This is a genomic window from Leptolyngbya sp. FACHB-60 (assembly GCF_014695775.1).
Classification (GTDB): domain Bacteria; phylum Cyanobacteriota; class Cyanobacteriia; order Phormidesmidales; family Phormidesmidaceae; genus Nodosilinea.
The window spans coordinates 19,600-41,417 of sequence record NZ_JACJOX010000059.1 but is presented as its reverse complement, the minus strand read 5'-3'; the positions used below and the strand labels follow the sequence as shown (position 1 = coordinate 41,417).

Annotated in this window: 20 protein-coding genes and 2 pseudogenes; 10 read left to right on the top strand and 12 right to left on the bottom strand. The window is 57.2% G+C overall.

What is annotated here, in order from left to right:
• Nucleotides 1-95 precede the first annotated feature (95 nt).
• Together H6F57_RS22595 and H6F57_RS22590 are read left to right on the top strand one after the other, a co-directional pair.
• Nucleotides 96-962: a hypothetical protein gene (locus H6F57_RS22595; protein WP_190628895.1), complete on the top strand. Its 867-nt coding sequence runs from the start codon at nt 96-98 to the stop codon at nt 960-962.
• Nucleotides 963-1,067: 105 nt separating this feature from the next.
• A complete protein-coding gene (locus tag H6F57_RS22590) occupies nt 1,068-2,042 on the top strand; it encodes an energy transducer TonB (protein ID WP_190628893.1) in 975 nt (324 codons plus the stop codon).
• Here H6F57_RS22590 and map read toward each other — a convergent pair.
• Together map and H6F57_RS22580 are read right to left on the bottom strand one after the other, a co-directional pair.
• Nucleotides 2,039-2,893: a type I methionyl aminopeptidase gene (gene map / locus H6F57_RS22585; RefSeq protein WP_190628892.1), complete on the bottom strand. Its 855-nt coding sequence runs from the start codon at nt 2,891-2,893 to the stop codon at nt 2,039-2,041. The two genes, H6F57_RS22590 and map, sit on opposite strands and share 4 nt — an antisense overlap.
• 92 nt (nt 2,894-2,985) lie before the next feature.
• Nucleotides 2,986-3,894 carry a cation diffusion facilitator family transporter gene (locus H6F57_RS22580; protein WP_190628890.1) on the bottom strand — a complete coding sequence of 303 codons (909 nt, stop codon included), beginning with the start codon at nt 3,892-3,894 and terminating at the stop codon, nt 2,986-2,988.
• Between the two features lie 376 nt (nt 3,895-4,270).
• On the opposite strand from H6F57_RS22580, the gene H6F57_RS22575 reads away from it, so the two are divergent.
• Nucleotides 4,271-5,122 carry a PEP-CTERM sorting domain-containing protein gene (locus tag H6F57_RS22575; RefSeq protein WP_190628888.1) on the top strand — a complete coding sequence of 284 codons (852 nt, stop codon included), beginning with the start codon at nt 4,271-4,273 and terminating at the stop codon, nt 5,120-5,122.
• A 16-nt stretch (nt 5,123-5,138) separates the two neighbouring features.
• On the opposite strand, the gene rpmB is transcribed toward H6F57_RS22575, so the two are convergent.
• The 4 genes and pseudogenes from rpmB to H6F57_RS22555 form a co-directional block, all read right to left on the bottom strand.
• On the bottom strand, nt 5,139-5,375 hold the full coding sequence (gene rpmB, locus H6F57_RS22570; RefSeq protein WP_190520641.1) for a 50S ribosomal protein L28: 237 nt from the start codon (nt 5,373-5,375) through the stop codon (nt 5,139-5,141).
• Nucleotides 5,376-5,684: 309 nt separating this feature from the next.
• Nucleotides 5,685-7,628, bottom strand: coding sequence for a M48 family metallopeptidase (locus tag H6F57_RS22565; protein ID WP_190628887.1), 1,944 nt, complete (start codon nt 7,626-7,628; stop codon nt 5,685-5,687).
• A 2-nt stretch (nt 7,629-7,630) separates the two neighbouring features.
• Nucleotides 7,631-8,221 (bottom strand): LemA family protein, encoded by a 591-nt coding sequence (locus tag H6F57_RS22560; protein ID WP_190628885.1) that lies wholly within the window; start codon nt 8,219-8,221, stop codon nt 7,631-7,633.
• 160 nt (nt 8,222-8,381) lie between these two features.
• Nucleotides 8,382-8,555, bottom strand: a pseudogene (locus tag H6F57_RS22555) (Tn3 family transposase); the annotation flags it as partial.
• A gap of 88 nt (nt 8,556-8,643) precedes the next feature.
• On the opposite strand from H6F57_RS22555, the gene H6F57_RS22550 reads away from it, so the two are divergent.
• Nucleotides 8,644-10,152 (top strand): serine/threonine-protein kinase, encoded by a 1,509-nt coding sequence (locus tag H6F57_RS22550; RefSeq protein WP_190628883.1) that lies wholly within the window; start codon nt 8,644-8,646, stop codon nt 10,150-10,152.
• A pseudogene (locus H6F57_RS28455) lies at nt 10,143-10,480 on the top strand (transposase); the annotation flags it as partial. The gene H6F57_RS22550 and the pseudogene H6F57_RS28455, both read left to right, overlap by 10 nt.
• A 159-nt stretch (nt 10,481-10,639) precedes the next feature.
• Here H6F57_RS28455 and H6F57_RS22545 read toward each other — a convergent pair.
• The gene (locus tag H6F57_RS22545; protein ID WP_199289821.1) at nt 10,640-11,170 is read right to left on the bottom strand and encodes a cyclic nucleotide-binding domain-containing protein; all 531 of its coding nucleotides are present in this window, start codon (nt 11,168-11,170) and stop codon (nt 10,640-10,642) included.
• A gap of 52 nt (nt 11,171-11,222) precedes the next feature.
• Entirely contained in the window at nt 11,223-14,228 is a 3,006-nt protein-coding gene (locus tag H6F57_RS22540; RefSeq protein ID WP_190628880.1) for a HEAT repeat domain-containing protein, read from the bottom strand.
• A gap of 428 nt (nt 14,229-14,656) precedes the next feature.
• Here H6F57_RS22540 and ilvN point away from each other — a divergent pair, with 428 nt between their 5' ends.
• Nucleotides 14,657-15,178, top strand: a complete 522-nt coding sequence (gene ilvN / locus H6F57_RS22535; protein WP_190520920.1) for an acetolactate synthase small subunit — start codon at nt 14,657-14,659, stop codon at nt 15,176-15,178.
• A 129-nt stretch (nt 15,179-15,307) separates the two neighbouring features.
• Nucleotides 15,308-16,132 carry a 4-hydroxy-tetrahydrodipicolinate reductase gene (gene dapB, locus H6F57_RS22530; protein ID WP_190628878.1) on the top strand — a complete coding sequence of 275 codons (825 nt, stop codon included), beginning with the start codon at nt 15,308-15,310 and terminating at the stop codon, nt 16,130-16,132.
• Nucleotides 16,133-16,138: 6 nt separating this feature from the next.
• Here dapB and H6F57_RS22525 read toward each other — a convergent pair whose 3' ends face one another.
• The gene (locus H6F57_RS22525; protein WP_242024956.1) at nt 16,139-16,678 is read right to left on the bottom strand and encodes a DUF2062 domain-containing protein; all 540 of its coding nucleotides are present in this window, start codon (nt 16,676-16,678) and stop codon (nt 16,139-16,141) included.
• A gap of 244 nt (nt 16,679-16,922) precedes the next feature.
• Between H6F57_RS22525 and mnmE the strand changes: the two genes are divergently transcribed.
• Nucleotides 16,923-18,368, top strand: coding sequence for a tRNA uridine-5-carboxymethylaminomethyl(34) synthesis GTPase MnmE (gene mnmE, locus H6F57_RS22520; RefSeq protein ID WP_190628876.1), 1,446 nt, complete (start codon nt 16,923-16,925; stop codon nt 18,366-18,368).
• A 114-nt stretch (nt 18,369-18,482) separates the two neighbouring features.
• Here mnmE and H6F57_RS22515 read toward each other — a convergent pair whose 3' ends face one another.
• Nucleotides 18,483-19,148 carry a class I SAM-dependent methyltransferase gene (locus H6F57_RS22515; protein WP_190628875.1) on the bottom strand — a complete coding sequence of 222 codons (666 nt, stop codon included), beginning with the start codon at nt 19,146-19,148 and terminating at the stop codon, nt 18,483-18,485.
• A 165-nt stretch (nt 19,149-19,313) separates the two neighbouring features.
• Between H6F57_RS22515 and H6F57_RS22510 the strand changes: the two genes are divergently transcribed.
• Complete coding sequence (locus H6F57_RS22510; RefSeq protein ID WP_190628873.1) at nt 19,314-19,505, top strand: hypothetical protein; 192 nt, start codon at nt 19,314-19,316, stop codon at nt 19,503-19,505.
• Nucleotides 19,506-19,564: 59 nt separating this feature from the next.
• Here H6F57_RS22510 and H6F57_RS22505 read toward each other — a convergent pair whose 3' ends face one another.
• On the bottom strand, nt 19,565-20,164 hold the full coding sequence (locus tag H6F57_RS22505; protein ID WP_190628872.1) for an SRPBCC family protein: 600 nt from the start codon (nt 20,162-20,164) through the stop codon (nt 19,565-19,567).
• Between the two features lie 297 nt (nt 20,165-20,461).
• Here H6F57_RS22505 and H6F57_RS22500 point away from each other — a divergent pair, with 297 nt between their 5' ends.
• Nucleotides 20,462-20,650 (top strand): hypothetical protein, encoded by a 189-nt coding sequence (locus tag H6F57_RS22500; protein WP_190628870.1) that lies wholly within the window; start codon nt 20,462-20,464, stop codon nt 20,648-20,650.
• Between the two features lie 182 nt (nt 20,651-20,832).
• Here the strand turns inward: H6F57_RS22500 and H6F57_RS22495 are convergent, their stop codons facing one another.
• Nucleotides 20,833-21,747 carry a hypothetical protein gene (locus H6F57_RS22495; protein WP_190628868.1) on the bottom strand — a complete coding sequence of 305 codons (915 nt, stop codon included), beginning with the start codon at nt 21,745-21,747 and terminating at the stop codon, nt 20,833-20,835.
• Nucleotides 21,748-21,818: the final 71 nt, after the last annotated feature.

Sequence of the window (21,818 nt, the reverse complement as noted above, 5' to 3'; positions counted from 1 at the left end):
AAAATTGTCTTTTCCCAAGGGCTGGCTGGCGGATAGCCGCCTAAGCTAATTCACCTCGCACCAGCGTTTTACCGCTGTCATTATCCTTAGCACCTATGACCACTAAGGACTCTGTAACATCGCCTCGGTTAGTATCGCCTCCGAAGCTACCAACACCACAGCGGCATCGAGCCAAGCTGCTGCTAGCGCCACTGTTCGGCCTATCGCTGGTGCTGCATGGGCTGTTGCTGCTGGCCCCAGCCCCCGCTCCGGAACCGGTTCCGGAGGCTGAAGATGCGATCGCCGAAGATGAGTTTGTCGATTTGCTTAGCATTGGTACTCTCGCTCCTCCCGAACCCGAGGTTGCCCCAGCCCCAGCAGCATCTGCCCCACCACCCCTGGCCCCGGCCGCCCTACCGACTCAGGCGATCGCGCCACCCCCAGCCCCTATCCCTGCGCCGGCCGACCCGGTCTCGACCAATACCCCATCCCAGCCAGAGCCCGTTGCTGCCGAGCCGCCACCGGCTACAGCCGTGGTCGCAGATGAGGCCGTGGCTGAGATCTTTACCCGCCTGACCCGGGGCTCAGGGGATAGCGATTTTGACTCTACAGAAACCTCGTTCCCAGCGATCGCCTACCTGATTCCCCAGGGCATTGCGGCCTGGTCGCCCCAAGAGCAGGCCTGCTTCTTTACGCAGATCAATGCCGACACCTACAGTCCCCAACCCAGCGTAGTGTCGCTGCGCTACCTGACCCGCAACGTTCAATTTATCGAACAGCAAGATATTCCCCGCACTTTTCCAGCGCCGCAGTATGCGGTGAATCGCGTGGCCGACGGCTACTGCGATCGCCCGCTGTTTCAGGTCTTTCGAGAGGGGCAGCCCTACCTGTTTATCTCCCTGGTAGGCATTGGCGTGGGAGCCCCTGGCCAGCAGGCCTCGGGGCTGGTGATTATCTGGGCCAGTGACCCCCGCTCAAGCTAGCCACCCAGTCAGAGAAACTGGCCCACGGCGACCCAGTTCTGTGGCTGAATGGTAGGTTAGCTAAATAGTGTAAGCCGTTGGCGTAGTTCCCCTCGTAGATTTGGTATGACGACTCGTTTTGGCTCCCCTGAGCGTTCTCGGCCCCTGTGGCAGAGGTTGTTAGCCCCCATGCTGCTGGCATCCCTAGGCCTGCACGGGCTACTGCTGCTGCTGCCAACGGGCACCGATGATGTCCCGGTTCCACCCCCCGACCCGGAGCAAGACAGCGTGGCCATTACCCGCGTGCCCCCCGCAGGCCAGTCCGAGGTGAACGCGATCGCTGCCGCAGTCCCCTCTACACCACTGCAAAGGCCTCCTATAGCATCAGCTGCCGCTGGTGCTGGAACGAATGCTCCCGCTGTCCGGTCGGCCCCGCCTCAATCGCCCCCTAGAACGAGCCGTCCAGCGTCGCAACCCCGCCCCCAGGTGGCCTCACCCGCCAGCACCCAGCCAGCTCAGCCCCCAACTGCCCCCGCCAATCCACCGGCTGCGGGGGCAGTTACTCCCACGCCCCCACCCCCTTCTGCTCCGTCAGCCACTCAACCCCTGTTTGATGCCGATCTAGGCCCACAGCTGTTGGCCTACGTAGCCACCCTTAACCTACCCCAGGCCAAAGTTGACCGGGCGGCAGAGTCTATTCAAAACCGGTTTGTCTTTAATGCCGCTGCCGTCACCCGCGACACCTTTAACACCAACCAAAGCCAGTGGGTCAGCTCCCTGCGACAGGAGACCGGCCTGGCCGATCTATCTCCCGAAATCGATCGCTCCGATTTTTCTACGGTATATCCCCAGCGAGTGTGCCTGGCGGACTCACCAGGCGAGATTAATGTCGGAGCTTTGGTGAACCCTGACGGATCCTGGCGAGGCGATCCCACTTTGTTGCGCAGCTCGGGCTACGGTGTGCTCGATCGCAAAGCCCTGCAAGAAATTCGGCGTCACCGCTTTGCTGCGGCCGAGGGCATCAAAGCCTACGTGCTCACCATCGACACCCGCGTTGACTACGGCGATCGCCCCTGCCTAGACCCCAATTCAGCCCCCTAGGAGGCCAGAGCCACCGGGATCGAGCTGCGATCGGTCAAAATCTCGTAGCCGGTCTCGCTCACTAGCACCGTGTGCTCAAACTGGGCCGACAGCGATCGGTCCACTGTCACCACCGTCCACTGATCCTTAAGCGTGCGGGTCTGCTTAGACCCAGCGTTGAGAATGGGCTCGATCGCCAGCGTCATTCCCGGTAGTAGTTTCATGTTGGGCAGCTGGCGGGTGCGAAAGTTAAACACCGACGGAGCCTCATGCAGATTGCGCCCCACCCCGTGGCCGGTAAAATCTTCAACCACCGTAAAGCCATAGCCGGTGACACAGTCTTCGATCGCACCCGCAATGTCTAGCAGCGTATTCCCTGGCTTCACTTGGGCAATGCCGGCATAAAGAGCCGCTTCTGCCGCCGTCATTAGCTGCTGAGCCTGGGCCGATACCTCGCCCACCGCAACGGTGATGCAGGAGTCGCCGTGGAAACCGTTGTAGTAAGCCCCCGTATCGACCTTGAGCAGGTCGCCCCGGCGAATCACCTGGCGCTTGTGGGGAATGCCGTGCACTACCTGGTCGTTGACACAGGCGCAGATCGAGGCTGGAAAGCCGTGATAACCCTTAAAGCTCGGCGTGGCACCCAGCTCACGAATCCGCTGCTCGGCGTGGGCGTCTAGATCGGCAGTGGTCATTCCCGGCTGCACTAGAGCTTCAATTTCTTTGAGCACCGTGGCCACAATGCGGGCTGCCCCGCGCATGATCTCTAGCTCGGCCTCGGTTTTCAGCTCTACCCCCCGCACCCGACGGCTGCGTTTGGGCAAGGTAGCCTGATCAGCTCGACCGGGAATCAGATTCGCCAAAAAGTTCATAGGTGACGTGTGACGGGATTTAAAGGCCTCAGCCTCTTATCCAGTGTAATGGGGAAGCTAGCGCTTTTGGCGTCCCCAACGCCCCCCTGGCTTCAATAGGTAATCGCCTCCTCGGTATATTCCCTCGGCTCCAGGTGAATGGTGGCGCGGGTGGGGCCATATAGCTCTTCCAGCCGCGCTTCAACCGCCTCGGTCACGGTGTGAGCGGCGCGCAGGTCGGTGGGCTGCACCACCAGGTGCATGTCGATGAACACCTGCCGCCCCAGCAGCCCGCGCGAAGCAATGCTGTGGCAGTTGATCACCCCCGGCACCTGCATCACCTGCTTATGAATGGCCTCGGGAGCGATCGCCATCTCATCCACCAGCCAGGGCAGGTTGTCGCGTAGCACCGTCCAGCCGCTCTTAAACACCAGCAACGCCACCGGAAAGGCCAGGGCCACATCCAGCCAGGTGAACCCCTGCCACACCCCAATCAGTCCGGCGATCACCACAATGGTGGTCCAGATGTCGCTCATGGTGTGGTAGGCGTCGGCCACCAAAATCTTACTGTTGAGGGCTAGCCCCACTCGCCGCTCGTAGGTGGCGACAAAAATGTTGATCCCCAGCACCAGTAGCATAATCCACAGGGCGGTAGCGCTCATGGTAACCGGGTTGCCGCCCGAGATCATGCGCTCCACGGCACTCTTGAGAATTTCAAAACAGGCAATGCCCAAAAATGCCGCAATGCCCAAGGCACCGATGGCCTCAAACTTTTGGTGGCCGTAGGGATGGTCGCGATCGGGCCGGGGATTGGCTAGGCGGTTGGTGGCCAGCCCCAGCACGTTGTTGGCGCTGTCGGTGACGCTGTGCAGAGCATCGGCCAGTAGGCTCAGCGACCCCGTCATCGAGCCCACCGTGGCCTTGAGGACTACCACCGCCAAATTTAAGGCGAGGGTAATCAACAGCACTCGCTGTACCGCCTGGCGGTTATCAGCAACAGAGGTGAGGGGGCGATCGCTCATAGCTAACCCGCCTGCCTGGCGGAATCCAAAACACAGCACGGAACCTGACAGAGTGTTCCTAGGTCTACGTTACTGCCCTGGGGATGGTCTGCGGCCCGTTTGTCTTCGCCAGGGCAGTCATCGCTTAGCAAGTTGGGAATTCGGTTCCTTAAGAGCAGCGGCGGTTCTGCGAAGTCCGTAAAGTTCGCTTAAGGATTCAGTAAATACCCCTAGAGGGCTGATTTTGGTGACAGGTGGCCCAGCTAACCTGGGTGAGATTAGCTAATGGTGCAATGGTCAAAGACCAGCCCGAAGGGCCATCGCCCTATCAACTTCCCTACTGCTTCCAACCTCAATCAATTCTCTAGATCCGTTTGCCCCATTTCCACAGTAGTTCATGAACTATTGGTCTGCCATTACCATCCCGTCTCTGGGTTTAGCCCTGGCGCTGGCCAGCCCTGGGTTGGCTGCGGCCGCAGACCCCCTGCCCCCTGGGCTGCTAGAACTTACCCAGGGCAACTCAACCTACCGCACCGATCTGCTGCGCTTTAGCGAGGATCAGTCCTGGCTGGTTGACGGCGTCGAAACGCTATTCACGGATCTATACTTTCTCAACCTCAGCAGTCTTGCGGCCCCCCAGGAGCTGCGGCTCGAAAATTTCCAGCCCACCGCATTTAGCCAGCCCAGTCCCGATCGCCTCAGCGCTAGTTTCTTTGGGGCCAACCTGGCCTTTTCTCTCGACTCGGTGCTGTTGGGGGGTGCCCCCGGCAGCTATCGCGCCGCTCGCCACGAAACCGTGACCCTGACCAACACGGGCAGCGACTGGCTTGATGTCAGTTTGTTTAAATACATCGATTACGATCTTCAGTTTGACGGCGCGATCACCAACAACACCGCCTTTTTCGCAAACAACACTCTCACCCAAACCGCCCCCAGCGGTGCCCAGGCTACCCTTTCTGTCGACCAGACGCCGACGGCGGTGCAGATTAGTCCCTATGGCCCACTACTGGCTCAGCTTTACAACATCCCGGCTACGGGATTGCAAAATACTCCCGGCCCCCTAGTCGATGCTGATACCACCGCCGCCGTGCAGTTTGACCGCTCTCTGGCCCCCGGCGAATCGGTAGCATTTAAGTTTGTGATGGAAGTGCAGCGCCAGAACACGGCAAAGGCCGTCCCTGAACCAGGCACGGCCTTTGCGATCGGTATTGTAGCGGCGGGGCTGGCGCTACTGCGCCGCCGAAGTTAGCTGGCTAGCGGCCAAACTAGCACTTGTTCAAGTTGAGACCGACTTCTTTGGCCATGGCTTCAAGCCCCTTGGTTTGAAGGGTTTTAATCGCTTTAGTCGACAGGCGCAGCTTGACCCAGCGCTTGCCCTGGGGCCACCACACGCGCTTTTCTTGCAGGTTGGCCTCTTGCAGGCGCTTGGTGCGGCGGTGAGAGTGAGAGATCGAGAAGGCGTTGTTGGCCTTCTTCCCGGTGAGTTGACAATGACGAGCCATAATATTCTCCGACGGTAATCAAACGGCACAATAGCGCAGTTTCAGATTGTAGCAGAGTTCCTAGGGTAAACAACCCTTAGGATGCCGGAAGTCTTTCCTGATCTAGGTTAGCAAAGCGTCTTTTGTGCTTAGTGAATCAATAAATTCAACAAGCTACTAACTCTGCGGGATCTTTATATTAAATCCTTCTTGGCTAACCCCCGATTCAAAAGGGCGAATGCGATAGAGCCTCAGGTCGTGCCTACGCCCCTACGGCTTGGTCTTTTGGGAATCGGGGTGATCTAATTTGGACTTGGTATTAGAACGGCGCTAGGTAAGAAAGGGTGGGGCTGGGCAGTCAAGGGTGATCACCACCGCCCGCAGTAGCCCCATCTCAGCGGGGGTAACATCGTTGTCGGCCAGCACCGTATGGGCGCAGGCATCGACAATAGTCTGTTTAAGTTTAGGGGCAGCCTGCTCTAGGCGGCTGAGGCTGGCGTTGATATCGGCGCTGTTGACCGGCGGTAGCTGGTTGGGAGAGGTTTGGGTTTTGGCTCCCGGCAGTTGCGAAATACCCAGCTTAAAGGCGTAGATGGCGTCCTCTGGGCGGGTGTGGCCAACTCGCGCCAGCAGGGCCAGCACCACCAGGGCATCGCCCCAGAGATCGTTTATGTCGGTGATGATCGCCGATTGACCCGAATGACTCGACAATCGTTTGCGCAGAATCAGCTGTAGCGGATAGTTTGAGAGCAGCAGGCGGCCCCCCGGCTGACTCAGGGCCTGGGCCGTTTGGATAAACTTTTGCCCCGACTCGGAGTCGAGCTGTTGGAGGGCAGGAACTAGCGCCTCTAGCAACAGCAGATCTTGCCCTGGCTTAAGGGCGCGAACTCGATTGTAAATCTGTCCTACGCGCTCTCTACAATCTGGACCATAGGTGTTGGATAGGTACTCGATCTGCTGAGTTTGTAGGGCGGGCTTGGTTCGCACTAGCAGAGCATACACGACCTCGGCAGCAGCAGTGGGGTCTTGCAGGGCCGACTTAACCTCGGCGGGCAACTCACTCAGCAGCGATCGCACCTGATCTAGCCGCCGAGCGTCGGTGGTACCGATGGCGGTCACAAACTGGCTGGGGGCGGGGGAGGCGATCGCAACAGTTTCCTGTTGCACGGCGGTGATTGTGCCCCCGTGCAGCCCCATCACCAGCGATTCGCCTGAAGAATTAGAGGAACTAACCGATCCTCCGGCTCTTAAGGGAAAAACTCCCTGGGGAATGGGCACCTGGCCCAGACGTCGCAGCCGCTCACCTAGAGGTGGATGGGTGGCAAACCAACCGCCCAAAAATGACAGGTTGCCGTTGGCCTCGCCAAACAGCAGGTGGCTGGCGGTTTCAGCCATGGGGGAAACCATCGTCGACCCCGCCGAAATCTGACCAATTTTGCGCAGCGCCCCGGTCAAACCCTCGGGGTTGCGAGTAAACTGCACCGCCGAGGCATCGGCTAGAAACTCTCGCTCCCGCGAGACGGCACTTTTGATCAGCCGGCCGCACAGCACCCCCAGGTAGCCAATCACGACCATAGCCAAGGCCGCCGCCAGTATGGCCCGACCGCCGTTGTCATCCTTAGACCGGCGCAGCGACCCGCTAGGGTAGTAGTTCCAGCGCAGCACCACCCGCCCGGCGATGTAGATCAGCAGCAGACCGTGGATGACCCCAATCAGCTTGAGGTTGAGGCCCATGTCGCCGTTGAGAATGTGGCTAAACTCGTGGCCAATCACCCCTTGCAACTCGTCGCGGCTGAGCTGGTCAAGACAGCCACGGGTCACTCCAATCACCGCTTTATCAGCGGTATGGCCCGCCGCAAAGGCGTTGATGCCCGGTTCGTCATCCAGCAGATACACAGCGGGGATGGGGGTTCCCGACGCCAGGGCCATCTCGCTGACCACGTTGATCAGCCGTTGCTCATCGGGGTCGTCGGTGAGGGGGTTTAACTCTCGCCCGCCCAGCCCTTTGGCCAAGCTGTGGCCCCCCTGGCTGAGCTGAGCCATTTTGGTCGAGCTGCCTACCACCATAAAAGCGAGGGTACCGCTGGCTACCCAAAACAAGACGCCGGGCCGCCAGAGCACTAAACCGCCAAGCTCCGGGGTGACCTGGGTGGATAGAACCGCGATCGCAACTCCATAAAATGCTGCGATCATCACCGCGATCGACAGCCCAAACAGCAGCAGTAGCTTGGTGGTGTTGCGGCGGGCCTGGTCTTGATGCTCAAAGAAATTCATGGCTAGCTAAAGGATACGCGGGGAACTTCTTTGACCTCAGGGGTGCTTTCTTCGAGCAGCTGAGCCGAGTTGAAATTAAAGCTGCCCGCGATCAGGTTGCCGGGGAACATTTCCCGCTGGGTGTTATAGAGGGTGACAGAGTCATTAAATGCCTGGCGAGCAAAGGCAATGCGGTTTTCGGTGGAGCGCAGTTCTTCGATCAGTTGGGCCATATTTTGATTGGCCTTGAGGTCGGGGTAAGCCTCCGATAGTGCGAACAACCGCCCCAAGGTGTTGTCGAGCATGCCCTCGGCTGCGGCCAGTTGCGTCATCGCTCGCGGATCGCCGGGAGCTTGAGCCGCTTGACGGCTGGCGCTCATGGCGCTGTTGCGGGCGTTGATTACTGCTGCCAAGGTTTCTTTCTCGTGGGCCATGTAGCCCTTGACGCTCTCTACCAGGTTAGGAATCAGGTCGTAACGGCGGCGCAACTGCACATCGATCTGAGCGTAGGCATTTTGATAACGATTGCGACCGGTCACTAACCGGTTGTAGAGATTGACAAAAAAGACCACCGCAATCAGCAGTACGGCCACCAACAGTATCAGTACCCCCATGGGCAAATCCTCAAAAACGGCATCGTACCGTTAGCTTGCCCAGGCCCTAAAGACGTGTCGCAGAGTTAAGAAAAATTATGTTGAAGAGAGATGAGCTGAAAGTTTTAGGCTTAAGGGTAAAGGGGATTTTTGGATGAAGAACACACCCTCGTAGCAAAGCCTACGTGCCCATTCGATAGATGTGTCGCCAAGTCGCCGGTGAGATCTGCGTGATGATGGGCAGGGCTTTCGCATTCCCACTGACCTCGTACTTGGTGAGTAGACGCAACGGAATGGCGGAGTTGTAGTAGATGACAGCATTCCCGATCAACCGGGCCCATTGATTGCTGATCTCGGGGGTGAGCCCCCATAAAGTTGGGTACCTTTGATGCAAAGATGCCAAAGACATCCGTAGTGTTTGTTCAGATCAAAAAGGTTTACCAATGGCCAATTTCGATGGCAGTGCTGGCAGTCCATTCGTAAATCAAATCTTGCACGATCGCTATCAAATTCAAGCACTGCTGGGTCGCAAACCCGGACGGCAAACGTTTTTGGCCCTCGATTTAAAAAACCAATTGCCTGTTGTCATTAAACTCTTACTATTTAGCCCAGATTTTACCTGGGAGGATTTGAAATTATTTGAGCGCGAGGCAGAAACTCTTAAAGCTCTTAATCATCCAGCAATACCTCAATACCTCGATTTTTTTGAGGTAGAAATCGAGTTTGGCAAGGGTTTTGCACTGGTGCAAGGCTACATTGAGGCACGCTCGCTACAACAATTAATACAGGATGGATGCAGGTTTAGCGAAGCAGAACTAACGGCAATCGCTAAAGACTTGCTAGATATTTTGGAGTACCTTTATCGCCTTCAACCACCTGTCATTCATCGCGATATTAAACCGAGCAATGTGTTGCTAAAAAACCGCAGTGGCAATAGTCCGGGTGAGGTTTATCTAATTGATTTTGGCTCGGTACAAACAGCCGCTCATAGTGGTACGGTAACCGTGGTTGGCACCTATGGCTATATGCCACCCGAGCAATTTGGTGGACGATCGTTACCGGCATCCGATTTGTATGGTGTCGGTATGACCTTAATTTATTTAGCGACAGGTCAACATCCTGCCGATTTGCCTCAAAACGATCTGCACGTCGAATTTAAGCACTTGACGTCCCTCAGCGGGTCTTTCATCAGTTGGATCGAATGGCTAACAGACCCAAGCCTAACCCAAAGACCGGCAACAGCACAAGACGCAAGGCTACACTTTCTCAAGCCTCCCCAAGAGCCAAAAGCGGCATTGACCCTACCCAAAAAACACCTAGGTATAACAACACGTCCATCCTCTTCTATTTTCCTGAAGGCAACTCAAACCACTCTTCAACTAGAATTGCCATTAAAGCAAATTCAATACACCTTTTCAGGCAAGATTTTAAATAAGTTTTTAAATAAGTATTCAGATAGGGAACGTTCCTTGATTATGTGGGCGTGTCTAGCAGTAATCTCAATAACAGTTTGTGCATTAATTTTCATTGATTGGTTCCTTGCCTTGCTTCTCTTGCCGATGCTAATTTTGAGTTTTTCTAGGTTCCTGCCTATACTTCAAGATACAGATGGAGGGGAAGCGGTTGATATGTCCTTTGAAAGTGCTAGAAGTTTACCCATTGCTAGTGCCAATGTTACATTTCAAAAAAAGGATAAGGTAGTTATTGTTACTCTAAACCTGCTAAAAAGTGTTGAACCGACTGAAATTTTTCAAGGAAGACTAATGAGCATTTCTGCTGGCGAAGATGTCCCGACCCGCTATCGACTCAACTTGAACTTCCCAGCTGATGATCAAATAATTGTTGTCGACGGCGATCGTCAGGAAATTGGATGGCTCTGCAATGAGTTAAGCGAGTGGACAGGCATTCGGGCAAAACCTTGGAGGAATCTGCAGTCTAGACTAAACGGATGATGCGACTTTAGCTTGAACAGATTTCAAACAATGGTACTGGCGGGCAATCATACCGGACGGCTCCGCCCCGAGGCAAAGCGATTACGGAAACGCACCCATGAGACCCAGGCCACTAGCGGCGGGAGGTTGGGATCAGTGAGTCTCGGTCAAGGGTATAGCACTCTGACCTAGATCCCTGGAGCTGAGGGCAGTTGGGCGCTGCCCTTGCACCATGAGCGCATTGCGAGTTGGGAAAGCCCAGAAGCCAAGCTACCTTGCTGCCTTTCAGCTCAAACAAGTGTGCCAGCGCTTGCCCCATCGACCGTTGAGCCTGTGGGATCGCGAATACCGAACTGGTTTCAGATCGCTTCAAGCATTTCTGGCACGGTTGAGCAGCGTGCAAGTTGACGGAATTCTCCGGGGTTTGGGCTTACACCCCCCTTTTTGAGAATGTTTTGAGGTCGCTGTTCTAGCCTTGCTTAAACCTTGCACCCCAATGCCTTCATCCCTAGCTGCCCGATCGCGCCAGGGGTTCCGACGGCGGAAAAGGCAGAGGCCGATACCACTGGGGCCGGGTTTGGGGAAACGGTGAAGGCTGCGTCAGCTGCTGTTTGACCTGGTTGAGATCCTGGTTAAGCTCGCGAATGCGGCGCGAGAGCAGGCGAATGACGTTGACCGCAATGCCAGGGGTTTCGTCAATGGCGTCGTAGAGCTGCTGCTGGGTGAGCACCAGGCAAGCGCAGGGATCTAGGGTAGTGACCGAGGCCGATCGCGGCTCGGCATCAAACACCGACATTTCGCCAAAGCATTCGTCTTCCTTGAGCTGGGCCACTTCTTGCCCGCCAATGTGCACACTGACGCGGCCCGACACCACAATGTACATCGATCGCCCCTCCTGGCCTTCGGTGATGATGGTGTAGTTGCTGTCGTAGAACACTTCATCCATCACCGAGGCCAGGCGCACCAAAAAGTCATCCCGCAGCTCTTTGAACATGGGGACGTTGCGAATAAATAAGAGTCGTTCGACGCTGTTTAGCATGAGGGGCGATTTGACCTACGGGGCAACGGCGGGTGAACGGGGCCAGAATGCGTCAGCTAGCGGAGGGGCTCGGCTCCAGATTATAGGTGTTGATCAGCTGTTTAACCTGGGCCAGCACCAGCGGGTCGGCGTCTTGCTGCATCAGGGGCAGCAGCTCCCGCAGGGCGCGGGGCGAGGCCACGGCTAGGTAGGTCAGCACAGCCTCGCGCACAAAGCCGGTAGAGTGCTGTAGCGAGGCTAGGGTGTGCTCGGCGGTGAGATTCCACCGCTGCACGCGGGCCAGGTGAAAGCAGCAGGCAATGGTCCAGTCTGACAAAAAGTTGCGCAGATCGAGCAGCTGACGCAGGCGATCGCGGGGTAGCAGTGGGCGGTAGGCAATCAGCGGCGTAGAGAGGGCCAGCAGCTTAAGTTTGTCGGCATCTGCGCGGCGATCGAGCAAGATCAAAATTGACCGTTTGTTGGCCACATCCACCACGTTATCGAGAATTTCAATGCCCCTGGCCCACTGGGCCGCTGACCCGCTGAGGCTCACCTGGGCCGCTTGAATGGCCGTGGCGGGCGACACAAACCGCAGCAGCATAAACAGCCGCTCAGTGGCATCGGCCTGTAACCCGTCGAGGGCTTTGCGCAGCAGGTCGGCCTCAATGCCATCCACTCGGTTAGCGGCCAGATCGACCTTAGCGGCCAGCATTTGCCCAGCAAAAGCCAGCTCAGTATTGATCAGATCTTCGATGCCGCTGCGGCCTAAGCCGCGATCCAACACCCCGTCAATCAAGGACGATCGCTTCACCCCCGATTCCTGATACAGGCTGAGCAAAATTCGCAAAATGTGGCGGCGGGTGTTACCCCAGGTAGTGACCAGGTTTTGAAGCAAAAACTCTAGGGCGGGTATGGTGCCAATGTTGCCAATCACCTGCCAGGCCTGGTTGCGCAGAATTTCGGGACGGTAGCTGTCGAGGGCCAGTTCTTGAAGCATGGGCAGGGCCTCGTTGCCCAGGCGGGTAAGGGCGGCTATGGCGGCCTCGCGGGTTGACTTGTACTGGAGCGCTTTGAGCAGCGAGGGGTAATATTTTTTGTACTGGGTGGCGGCGATCGCCTCCAATATTGCCCGTCGCACCCGCAGCGAGGAGTCTTGCAGCAGGTCGTCAATATAAATGCTGAGCGATTCCATATAGTCGGCCTCACCCAGGGCGCGGCAGCCCATCACCCGCTCCCGTTCTTCGTCATGCACCAGCATTTTGCGCAGGGTGGCGGTGGCCTCGGCCCGCTCCTGCAAGTTGCCCCGCCGCAGCATCAGCGAGGCTGCCGTGCCCCGCACCACCGCATCCACCTCCGGCGGCAGGTAGGGGCGTAGATCGTTGATGTCAAAGCGTTCCTGGGCCAGCCACACGTAGCGCAGCGCCTGGGCCAAAATTTCAGGAGCCTGGTTGGGCACCTCTAGTAGCTCCTGCACCTGGGCGGTGTAGGCCGGGTTGGGATACTCTAGCATCGCCTCCAGGCTTTGACGCTGGAGGGCAGGGGGCAGGGCGGTCAGGCGGGGAGCCAAGATCTCACCCACGTTTTGAGGGTCAATGTGGCTCAGCAGTTCAATACACGATCGCTTGTTGGCGTCTAACCCAGGCTTTTCGAGCTGCTCAATAAAGGCGCGCTTGAGCACCCGCAAGTTGGCGTCAGAAAAGGTCAGCAGGCCGCGCTCGGCCCCCCGCACCAGCAGGTTGAGATAGCGCGATCGCAGCATTACCATAATCGCAAACCACACCAGTGCCGCCACCACTGTGCCCAGCAAAAACAGCCGCGCCTGCACCAGAGTATCAACCAGCCCAATGCGGTTGCAAACGGCGATGGTGACCAAAATAGCCACCCCCGTGCCCCCCATCGACAGCGGCTCGGCAATACCCCCCACCCACGACTGCACCGTGCTGCGCACCTGGTCAGGAATCGGCTGAAACAAAATCGGGCGCGTGGTGGCCACCAACGTATAGCGCAGCCATTCATCAAAAAACTTCAGCACGATCAATCCGACGAACATGGCCATCAACCCCATGCGCACCGGGTAGCTGGCCACTAGCGTAATTACCCCAATCACCACAATCACCGAGGGCAGCACTAGGGCTACCTTAAACACCCCCTCCCGCTCAATCAGTCGGCTGGAGGTAAACCACTGGGTAAATAGCTCAATTAGCCCCAGCAGACCGCTAAAAAAGCCCAAAAAAGCCGCGATCGCGGCGACATCTAAGCTAGTTTCTAGCTGGTTAAAGAACTGAAACTCAATGGAGAACAGCAGCATCTGGGCCAGCACAAAGAACGAAAACAGCAGCACCACGTACTGCTGGATTGGCCCCTGAAGCCGTTGGCGCGACTTGAAGCTCTCCACTGACTCAGCATCTTCCGCCTGGCGTCGAGGCGAGTCGGGGAAGGCGTGCTCATAGTTGCGGCTGAGGTGATACAAAATGACCGCCCCCACTACCATCACCACAAAGGACAGCAGCAGCACGTTTTGCAGCCCAATCAGCTTGAGCAGCAGATACACCGAAAAGCCGCTGATCACGTCGGCGACTAAATTGCCACTGCTAATAATCGGATACGCCCGCTTGATCTCGCGAATGTTAAACAACTGGTTGGCGGTCACCGACAGGTTGAGGTCGTTGAGCCCATAGATAGCCTCAATCCACAGCCGCATCGAAAAGACCATGGGAGCCGCTAGCCACGGTATCGTTAGCCCCCAGCGAAATCCCAAAATTGGCACAGCCATCAGCATGGCGATGATCACAATCACCCGGCGCAGCGGAAACAGCCGCTGTAGCCAGGAATAGACCACGCTCAGCCCCAGCCCTACCCCAGCACTAAAGATATAGATCAACGGCAGGCTGGCCGCCCCGTACTCTCCCAAAAATAGTGCTGCCGAACTCACCTCCAGCCACAAAATGCCCATGGAAGTGGCAGTGTAAGAGGCAAACATGAGCAGCGTGCGCTCTTCTTCCCCAGGGCGCAAGTTAATCAGGTCGAGAAAGCGCCCCTTGAGGGACTGAATCTCTTTAGCGGGGCCAGATAAGCTCATGCCAAATGCAGTGACGGTAGGCTAGTGCCTCAAGGATACCCAATCTGGGGGATGTGGGCAGGCTTTGGGGGTTTGTGAAGCCAAGCTAAATGAAGATGTGAGGATGAGATGGGCGGGGGAGGGAGCTAGTGCCTGTTTGTATTAGCGACGTCAAAGGAGCAACGGCATTGTTGGTCTTTCAGCCAGGCGATCGCCCACACAAAAGTCCTTAGAGGAGAAAGGGTAAGGAAGTTCAGTGTTTTGTCAGGAGAAATGGTGAATGGGTACAGAAGGGATGGTTTTAAGGCAGAGACTTTCGGGATAGTATTGAGGTTTGTTAGTTTTGCAACTCTCGCGCATCAGCGCTGGTGCTGAGACCTTCTACATCCCCAGGCCCTATGGTTAACCCTTCTATTCTCCCCAGTTCGGCTGTGGCTCCCCAGCAGGCCATCAAACACACCCTTTCTGTACTGGTTGAAGACGAGGCCGGGGTGCTGAGCCGCATTGCCGGTTTGTTTGCCCGGCGCGGGTTCAACATTGAGAGCCTGGCGGTGGGGCCGGCAGAAACCTCAGGCATTTCTCGCATCACCATGGTGGTGCCCGGCGACGATGCGGTGATCGAGCAGCTCACCAAGCAGCTCTACAAGTTGATCAATGTGCTCAAGGTCAACGACGTCACCGACACGCCCTGCGTTGAGCGAGAGCTGATGCTGCTCAAGGTCAACGCCACCAGCACCAGCCGCTCTGAGATTATTGAGTTCGCCCAAATCTTTCGGGCGCGGGTGGTAGATGTGTCTGAGGATTCTCTCACCCTGGAGGTGGTGGGTGACCCCGGCAAGATGGTGGCGATCGTGCAGGTGCTCAACCGCTTTGGCATTCGCGAAATTGCCCGCACCGGCAAAATCTCTCTGCCCCGCGAGTCGGGAGTCAACACCGAGTATCTCAAGTCATTGGAACGAAAGTTTCAGTAGTGAAGTAAGGCGAGCCTGAAGGTTGCAGCGCTGGCGGGTTGAAACGTGAGAAACTTCAGGGCTGGTAGCTTTTGACCGTCAGACTTGCCGACCGGCTAATTCCCTCAGTCCGCTAAACCAAGTTTTTCTATGTCTACACAATCGACTATTCCCGTCGTAGTCAACGGGGCCTACGGCAAAATGGGCCGCGAGGTCATCAAAGCTATCGATCAAGCCGCAGACATCACGCTAGTGGGGGCAATCGGCAGAAATCCTGAGCTGATGGGCCAAGACATTGGCGAGGTGATTGGCTACAAGCCCCTGGAAGTGCCGATGATGAACGACTTGGAGGCAACCCTAGTGGCCGCCCAGAGCGAAGGGTTGGCGGTGATGGTTGACCTCTCCCATCCCGATAGCGTGTATGAGTCGGTGCGGGCGGCGATCGCCTACGGTGTGCGCCCTGTCGTCGGCACCACCGGCCTGAGCAATGCGCAAATTCGCGACCTAGCGGAGTTTGCCGACAAAGCCAGCGTCGGCTGCCTGATTGTGCCCAACTTTTCTATTGGGGTGGTGCTGATGCAGCAGGCCGCTCAACAGGCCGCTCAGTACTTCGACCACGTTGAGATTATCGAGCTGCACCACAACCAAAAGGCTGATGCCCCCAGCGGTACCGCCGTGCAGACCGCTCAAATGCTGGCGGAGGTTCAGCAAACTTTTAATACGCCTTTGGTTAAGGAAACCGAGACGATTCCTGGAGCGCGGGGTGGTGCAACCCCAGAAGGAATCAATATCCACAGTGTGCGGCTGCCAGGGCTGATTGCCCACCAGGAAATTTTGTTTGGCTCACCGGGGCAGCTCTACACCCTGCGCCACGACACCAGCGATCGCGCCAGCTTTATGCCCGGTGTGCTGCTCTGCATTCGCCGGGTGATGGCCCTAAAATCGCTCATCTATGGGCTGGATAAGGTTCTCTAACCACGGCTAAGGTTGCTCTAGCTGGCTCTGCTGCCGGGCGATCTGGCGCGATCGCACCCGTCGAATCAGCGGTAGACCCACAAAGTAGCTGGCCACTCCCGCCACTAAGCCCACTACCGTGCTGCCCAACATCAGCCGCACCGACACTTCGGTGCCCATATCCATCCAGCTTTTGAGACTGTCGAGGTCGTCAAAGGCCTGGGTCGCACTGCCCCCTAACAGCCACAGCCCCACTTGATAGTTAAAGGCGAAAATAGGCACGTAGGTAAAGGGGTTGCTGATCCAGGTGGCCGCTGCCGCCATGATGCGGTTGCCCCGCAGCACCGTAGCCACGGCCACCCCAATAAGCATCTGAAAGCCAAACAGGGGAAAGCAGCCAGAAAATATGCCTGCGGCCATACCCCGAGCTAACTGTTCAGGAGTGCCCTGAAGCCGCAAAAAACGCAGGTACAGATAGCGAAGCTGCCGCCGCCACTGGGGTTGAGTCGTTTTGCGCATCACGGACTTGGGGCTAGGGGTCGGTTCAGTTACGGGCGTAGTGGTCATAGACGAGGGTATACCAGAGGCTAAGTTCCCCCAAAATCCAAGGGGAAGTGAAAATTAGAGACAGCTCAACTGTTGAAGGGCAGCCATTCCCGATGGCTTGGTAGACTACCCTGGATAGGCAGAAAAACTCAGCGGTAGAATCTTAGAGACACGTAAAGATTCTTTTCTATTCTACCCAGCAGATCGGCGCTTTATCAGACTTGCCCTGGGCTTCAACATCACTTCACCGTGCAGGATAGATGCTATGGATGGCGCTGCCGCTCAGCAAAGGGCGTTACTCTCAACAATTCAGGGCGAGTCCCCCGAAGACAAGCCATCCCAAGGGGAAACCATTGCGGCGATCGCCACCGCCATTGCCCCCCAGCAGGGCAGCGTAGGCATTGTGCGACTGTCCGGAGCTGAGGCCGTGGCGATCGCCCGCAAGCTATTTCACGCGCCTGGCAAACAACCCTGGGAAAGCCACCGCATTCTCTATGGCCAGGTGCGCGATCCCCGCACTGGGCAGCCTGTGGATGAAGCGCTGCTGCTGCTCATGCTGGCTCCCCGCTCCTATACCCGCGAAGATGTGGTGGAATTTCACTGTCACGGCGGGCTGATGGCTGTGCAGCAGGTGCTTCAGCTCTGTCTGAGTCAGGGGGCACGGCTAGCGGAACCGGGCGAATTTACTCTGCGAGCGTTTTTGAACGGGCGGCTCGACCTCACCCAGGCTGAAGGGGTGGCCGATCTAGTGGCGGCCCAGTCAAGCCTGGCGGCGAAGACAGCCCTAGCTGGAGTGCAGGGTAAGCTCACCCAGCCTATTCGCCAGCTGCGTTCGACCTGCCTCGACGTGCTGGCCGAGGTGGAGGCCCGCATTGACTTCGAAGACGACCTGCCGCCCCTGGATGAGAAGACGGTGCGATCGCAAGTAGCCGCCGTGCTGACCGAGGTCGAGCGCATGCTGACCACGGCAGAGTCGGGGGAACTGCTGCGCACGGGGCTGAAGGTAGCGATTGTGGGCCGCCCCAACGTGGGCAAGTCGAGCCTGCTCAACGCCTGGAGCCGCTGCGATCGCGCCATTGTCACCGATCTGCCCGGCACCACCCGTGATGTGGTGGAATCGCAGCTAGTGGTGGGCGGTATCCCCATTCAGGTGCTAGATACAGCGGGCATTCGCGAGGCCAGCGACCCGGTGGAGCAGATGGGGATTGCGCGATCGCGCCAGGTGGCCCAGGGCGCAGATCTGGTGCTGCTCACCATCGACGCCGTCGCTGGGTGGACTGAAGCCGACCAGCAGCTCTATGAGTCGGTACAGAAGACTTCTCTAATTCTGGTCATTAATAAAGTGGATCTGGTGGCCGCTGATGCCGTGAATCAGCTCGTGGTCCCCTGTAACCTGCCTACAGTTCACACCGCCGCCGCTCAGCAGCAGGGCATAGACGCCCTAGAACAGGCAATTCTTAGTGCCATCCATGCCGATCGGCTCACCACGGCCAATTTAGAGTTCACCGTTAACCAGCGTCAGGGAGCCGCCCTGACAGTGGCCCGCAATGCGCTCTACCAGGTGCAGCAAACCATTGAAAATCAGCTGCCACTGGATTTCTGGACAATTGATTTAAGGAGTACGATCGCGGCCTTGGGCAGCATTACCGGCGACGAAATCACCGAATCTATGCTCGATGAAATCTTCAGCCGGTTCTGTATTGGCAAGTAATCCTGGGATCTTGAGGAATTGCTCCATTACAGCCGTCATAGTTGTCCCTGGGTTCAGCTACTCTTAACTGAGTCTGTTGGTTATGACTCCCGAGCGAACCCTGTAAAATTATCCCTACCGCTTTTTCATTGCCAAGGTCAGACCGTCGGCGATAGGAACCAGGCTGGCAACGACGCGATCGTCGTTATGAATCGCTTCATTGAGGCGGCGAAGGGTGTTGGTGCGGCTGTCCTGCACGGCAGGGTCGGCTACCTGGCCCGACCACAGCACATTGTCTAGGGCAATGAGGCCGCTAGGGCGCACCAGTTGTAGCGCCTGTTCGTAGTAGGTGGGGTAGCCGCTTTTGTCGGCGTCGATAAAAGCAAAGTCGAAGCTGTTGGTTTCGCCCGCCTGAATAAGCTGATCTAAGGTTTCGGTGGCAGGAGCAATGCGCAAGTCAATTTTGTGGGCGACCTTAGCTTCTTCCCAGTAGCGGCGGGCGATCGCCGTGTACTCCTCACTCACATCACAGGCCACCAATTTGCCTTCTGGGGGCATAGCTAACGCCACCCGCAGTGCACTGTAGCCCGTAAAAACGCCGATCTCTAGCGCTTTGGTTACTCCCAATAGCTGTACCAGCAGCGCCATAAACTGCCCCTGCTCGGGGGCAATCTGCATTTCGGCCATGGGGTGCTGGGCGGTTTCGTGGCGCAGAGCAACGAGCACTTCGGGTTCATGCACCGAGTGGTCGACCAGGTAGCGGTAGAGGCGATCGTCGAGGGGCAGGGTTTGATTGCTCATAGCAACAGGGTAGGGGCGCAGGAATACAGCATCGACCTAGGGAATTGAGAAGAAAGTCAGGGGTTTTGCCGACCCAGGTCACAATTTGACTTACCATAGCACCGCACAGCTCTGGCCCTCGACCTTGGTTTGGGATGGGTCGTAGGCCCACGGGAGGATACTGCGATGGACGCGGATTCGGTCGTGCAAGTTTCAGCCATGACCGGCTGGATTATTGGCGTTAGCCACAATAAAGACCGGGGCTACCAGTGCTGGATTGTGAAGCCTGACCTGGATGTGCTCAGTGACGGCACTTTCTACACCACCAGCAGTGCAGCCATGTCGGCAGGGCGCGCTTTTGTGGAGCGCTACCGTTAGCAGTCTAAACAAGCTCTAAGTCGTTGGGCAGACGCAGGATTGTGAAATAGCGCAATGACCTATGCCGCTGCTTGCGCCACACCATAGCGGGCGCACAGCACTCGTCTCATCTGCCGCATGTTGCCCGGCAGATCGGTCTTAATCGCCTGTTCTATTAGAAATGAGGGTACTGGAATGGTCGGTGCGGCCTGTACTGAGTAGGTCAGCAGAGTGCCCTGGTTGAAATCTTGCAGGTGCAGATCCGCTGCAAAGTGGGAGAAGGTGCCCTGCTCTAAGCGAAATTGAATGGCCTCACAGGCTGTTTCAACCACCTTGAGGTAAATTTCGACCTGGGCGCTTAGCAGCATAAACCCCTTGCGCCCCACCTGGTAGAGACGGCGATAGCGCTGAGTCGCGGTTTTTACAGTCTCTAGCACTTCGCTGTGTACGATATTGGGAAAATACTGAGTCCAGCAGCTGTAGTTAGTCACCTGGGGCCAAATCTGAGGGCGGGCTAGGGGCACATACATGTGAGCCGTGACAGCGCCGCTGGCGTTGCCGGTCTGCGACTGGAGCAATACGTCTCCGCGGAGTAGCGCCACCTGGTCGGTGGGAGAAAACTGGGCGAGAAAGCCATGCTGCTTGACCTCGTGGATACCTTGAACTTCGCTAGTAACCATCGATTTATTCCTCCTAACAATGCGAGCTGGTATTGGTGCCAGTAGCCGACAGTTGCCTGGTTAAGCTATCAGGGGCTGTCTGGCCCTAGAGCGATCGCAAACCCCAGTCCTGGTCGCTACCCTGGTAAGGGCTGCGGTATCTGGGCCATACTAGCGCTGTGTCGCTTGCTTTCCTATTAAAGGTGAGACAGTTTCGAAGCGTAGGGGGGACGGTAGTATCATTACGGGGCTTTTACCAATGGCCTCAGTATTCCCCCGTAGCCTAGTAAAAGCTTTACAAACGGAGACATTGCTGCCATGGGCCGTCGTCGCTATCCGCTGCAACCCCTAACCAAACTCTTTTTAGCGGCTCTGGGGCTGACCGCCATCGTGTGGGTTTTACGGGGTCTGTCGCTGCTGGCCTTTCTACCGGGTCTGGTGATCTGGTTACTGGTTTTGTTGTGTTTTGGTCTAGGCATTGTCAGCAGCCTGCAGCGCATTCGCTAGGAGCAGGTAGAGGGTTGTGGCGATCGCATAGCCCCTACTAGATCGGAGACGCTTCGCCCTTGCAACCGCAGCGTCAAGTGCATTAGCGTCAAGATATTGTGTAAACGAAAGGCTTTGGAGGCGAAAATTTACGTCCAGATCTCCTAACGAACTGGCACACCTTCTGTAGCCATTGGCATAGCCTAATCTCGGCGCTTGATTTTGAAAGAATCGAAAGATGGCGGCGGCGTTGGTATCGGCCGCCCCCAAGAGCGATGAACTGACCCCCGATAGCGCAGAAGGCTGAGGTTGATCTGAGCCCCCACCGGCACCAGCAAAACTAGCCCATACAGCGTCATTAAGTTAAGGCAAAGCGCCAGCAAGAGGTCGTAGGCGATCGCCTGACGGGTCAGCCAGCTTAGCCCCCAGTGCCGCAGCCCCAAAATTCCTAGGCCCAATACTAATACGACTCTGACGCCAGGCCACAGCCCTAAACCGGGTAGCCAGCGCTGCGGGGTGAGTCGATATACCAAGGCCAGACCTGCGGCCCCAATCCCGATCGCCAACACCCAGCGCCCTAGCCGAATGAAGACGCCCCAACGACTAGCGATCGCCCCCGCATCGGGCGCACTGCCTACAAGGCTAAATACCAGCCCTATTACTCCCAGGCCTAGCAGCGTGATTCCCCAAGGCAGCAGTCGGTCGCGCCAGATCGCCAGAGAGGTCGGATTACTGCCTGCGACCCCTGTTATCAGCTGCACCAGCTTTCGAGTGCCAGCAACTAGGCAAAACCAAGCCCCTAGGCCAACCAGGCCTAGCCCCCAACGTCCAGGAGCGGCGGTTGATGGGGTAGCGGCCATTCGTAGCATAGTTTGGAGCCCGCGAGCCAGCGCCAGGGCTCCAGGGGGCAGCAGCGCGTTTCGCTCGCCGTGAAGTAGCACAAAACTGAGTCCCAGTAGACCCAGCAGCCAAAGAAAGGCGATCGCAGCGGTGACTTCTGCCCAGCGCGATCGGGCAGCCTGTTGCCTAACCTCACGCCAGAGTTTCCCACTGCCGTATACAGACAGCGTGCTGCTCCAGAGGGCAGGGCTTAAATAATTCAAAAACCGCTTCACCATGGCCCCTATCTTGCCATAGGCCTCAGCGTTTGGAGCGGGCTGTTCAGCAGTCAGCGGCGGGCGATCGGCCC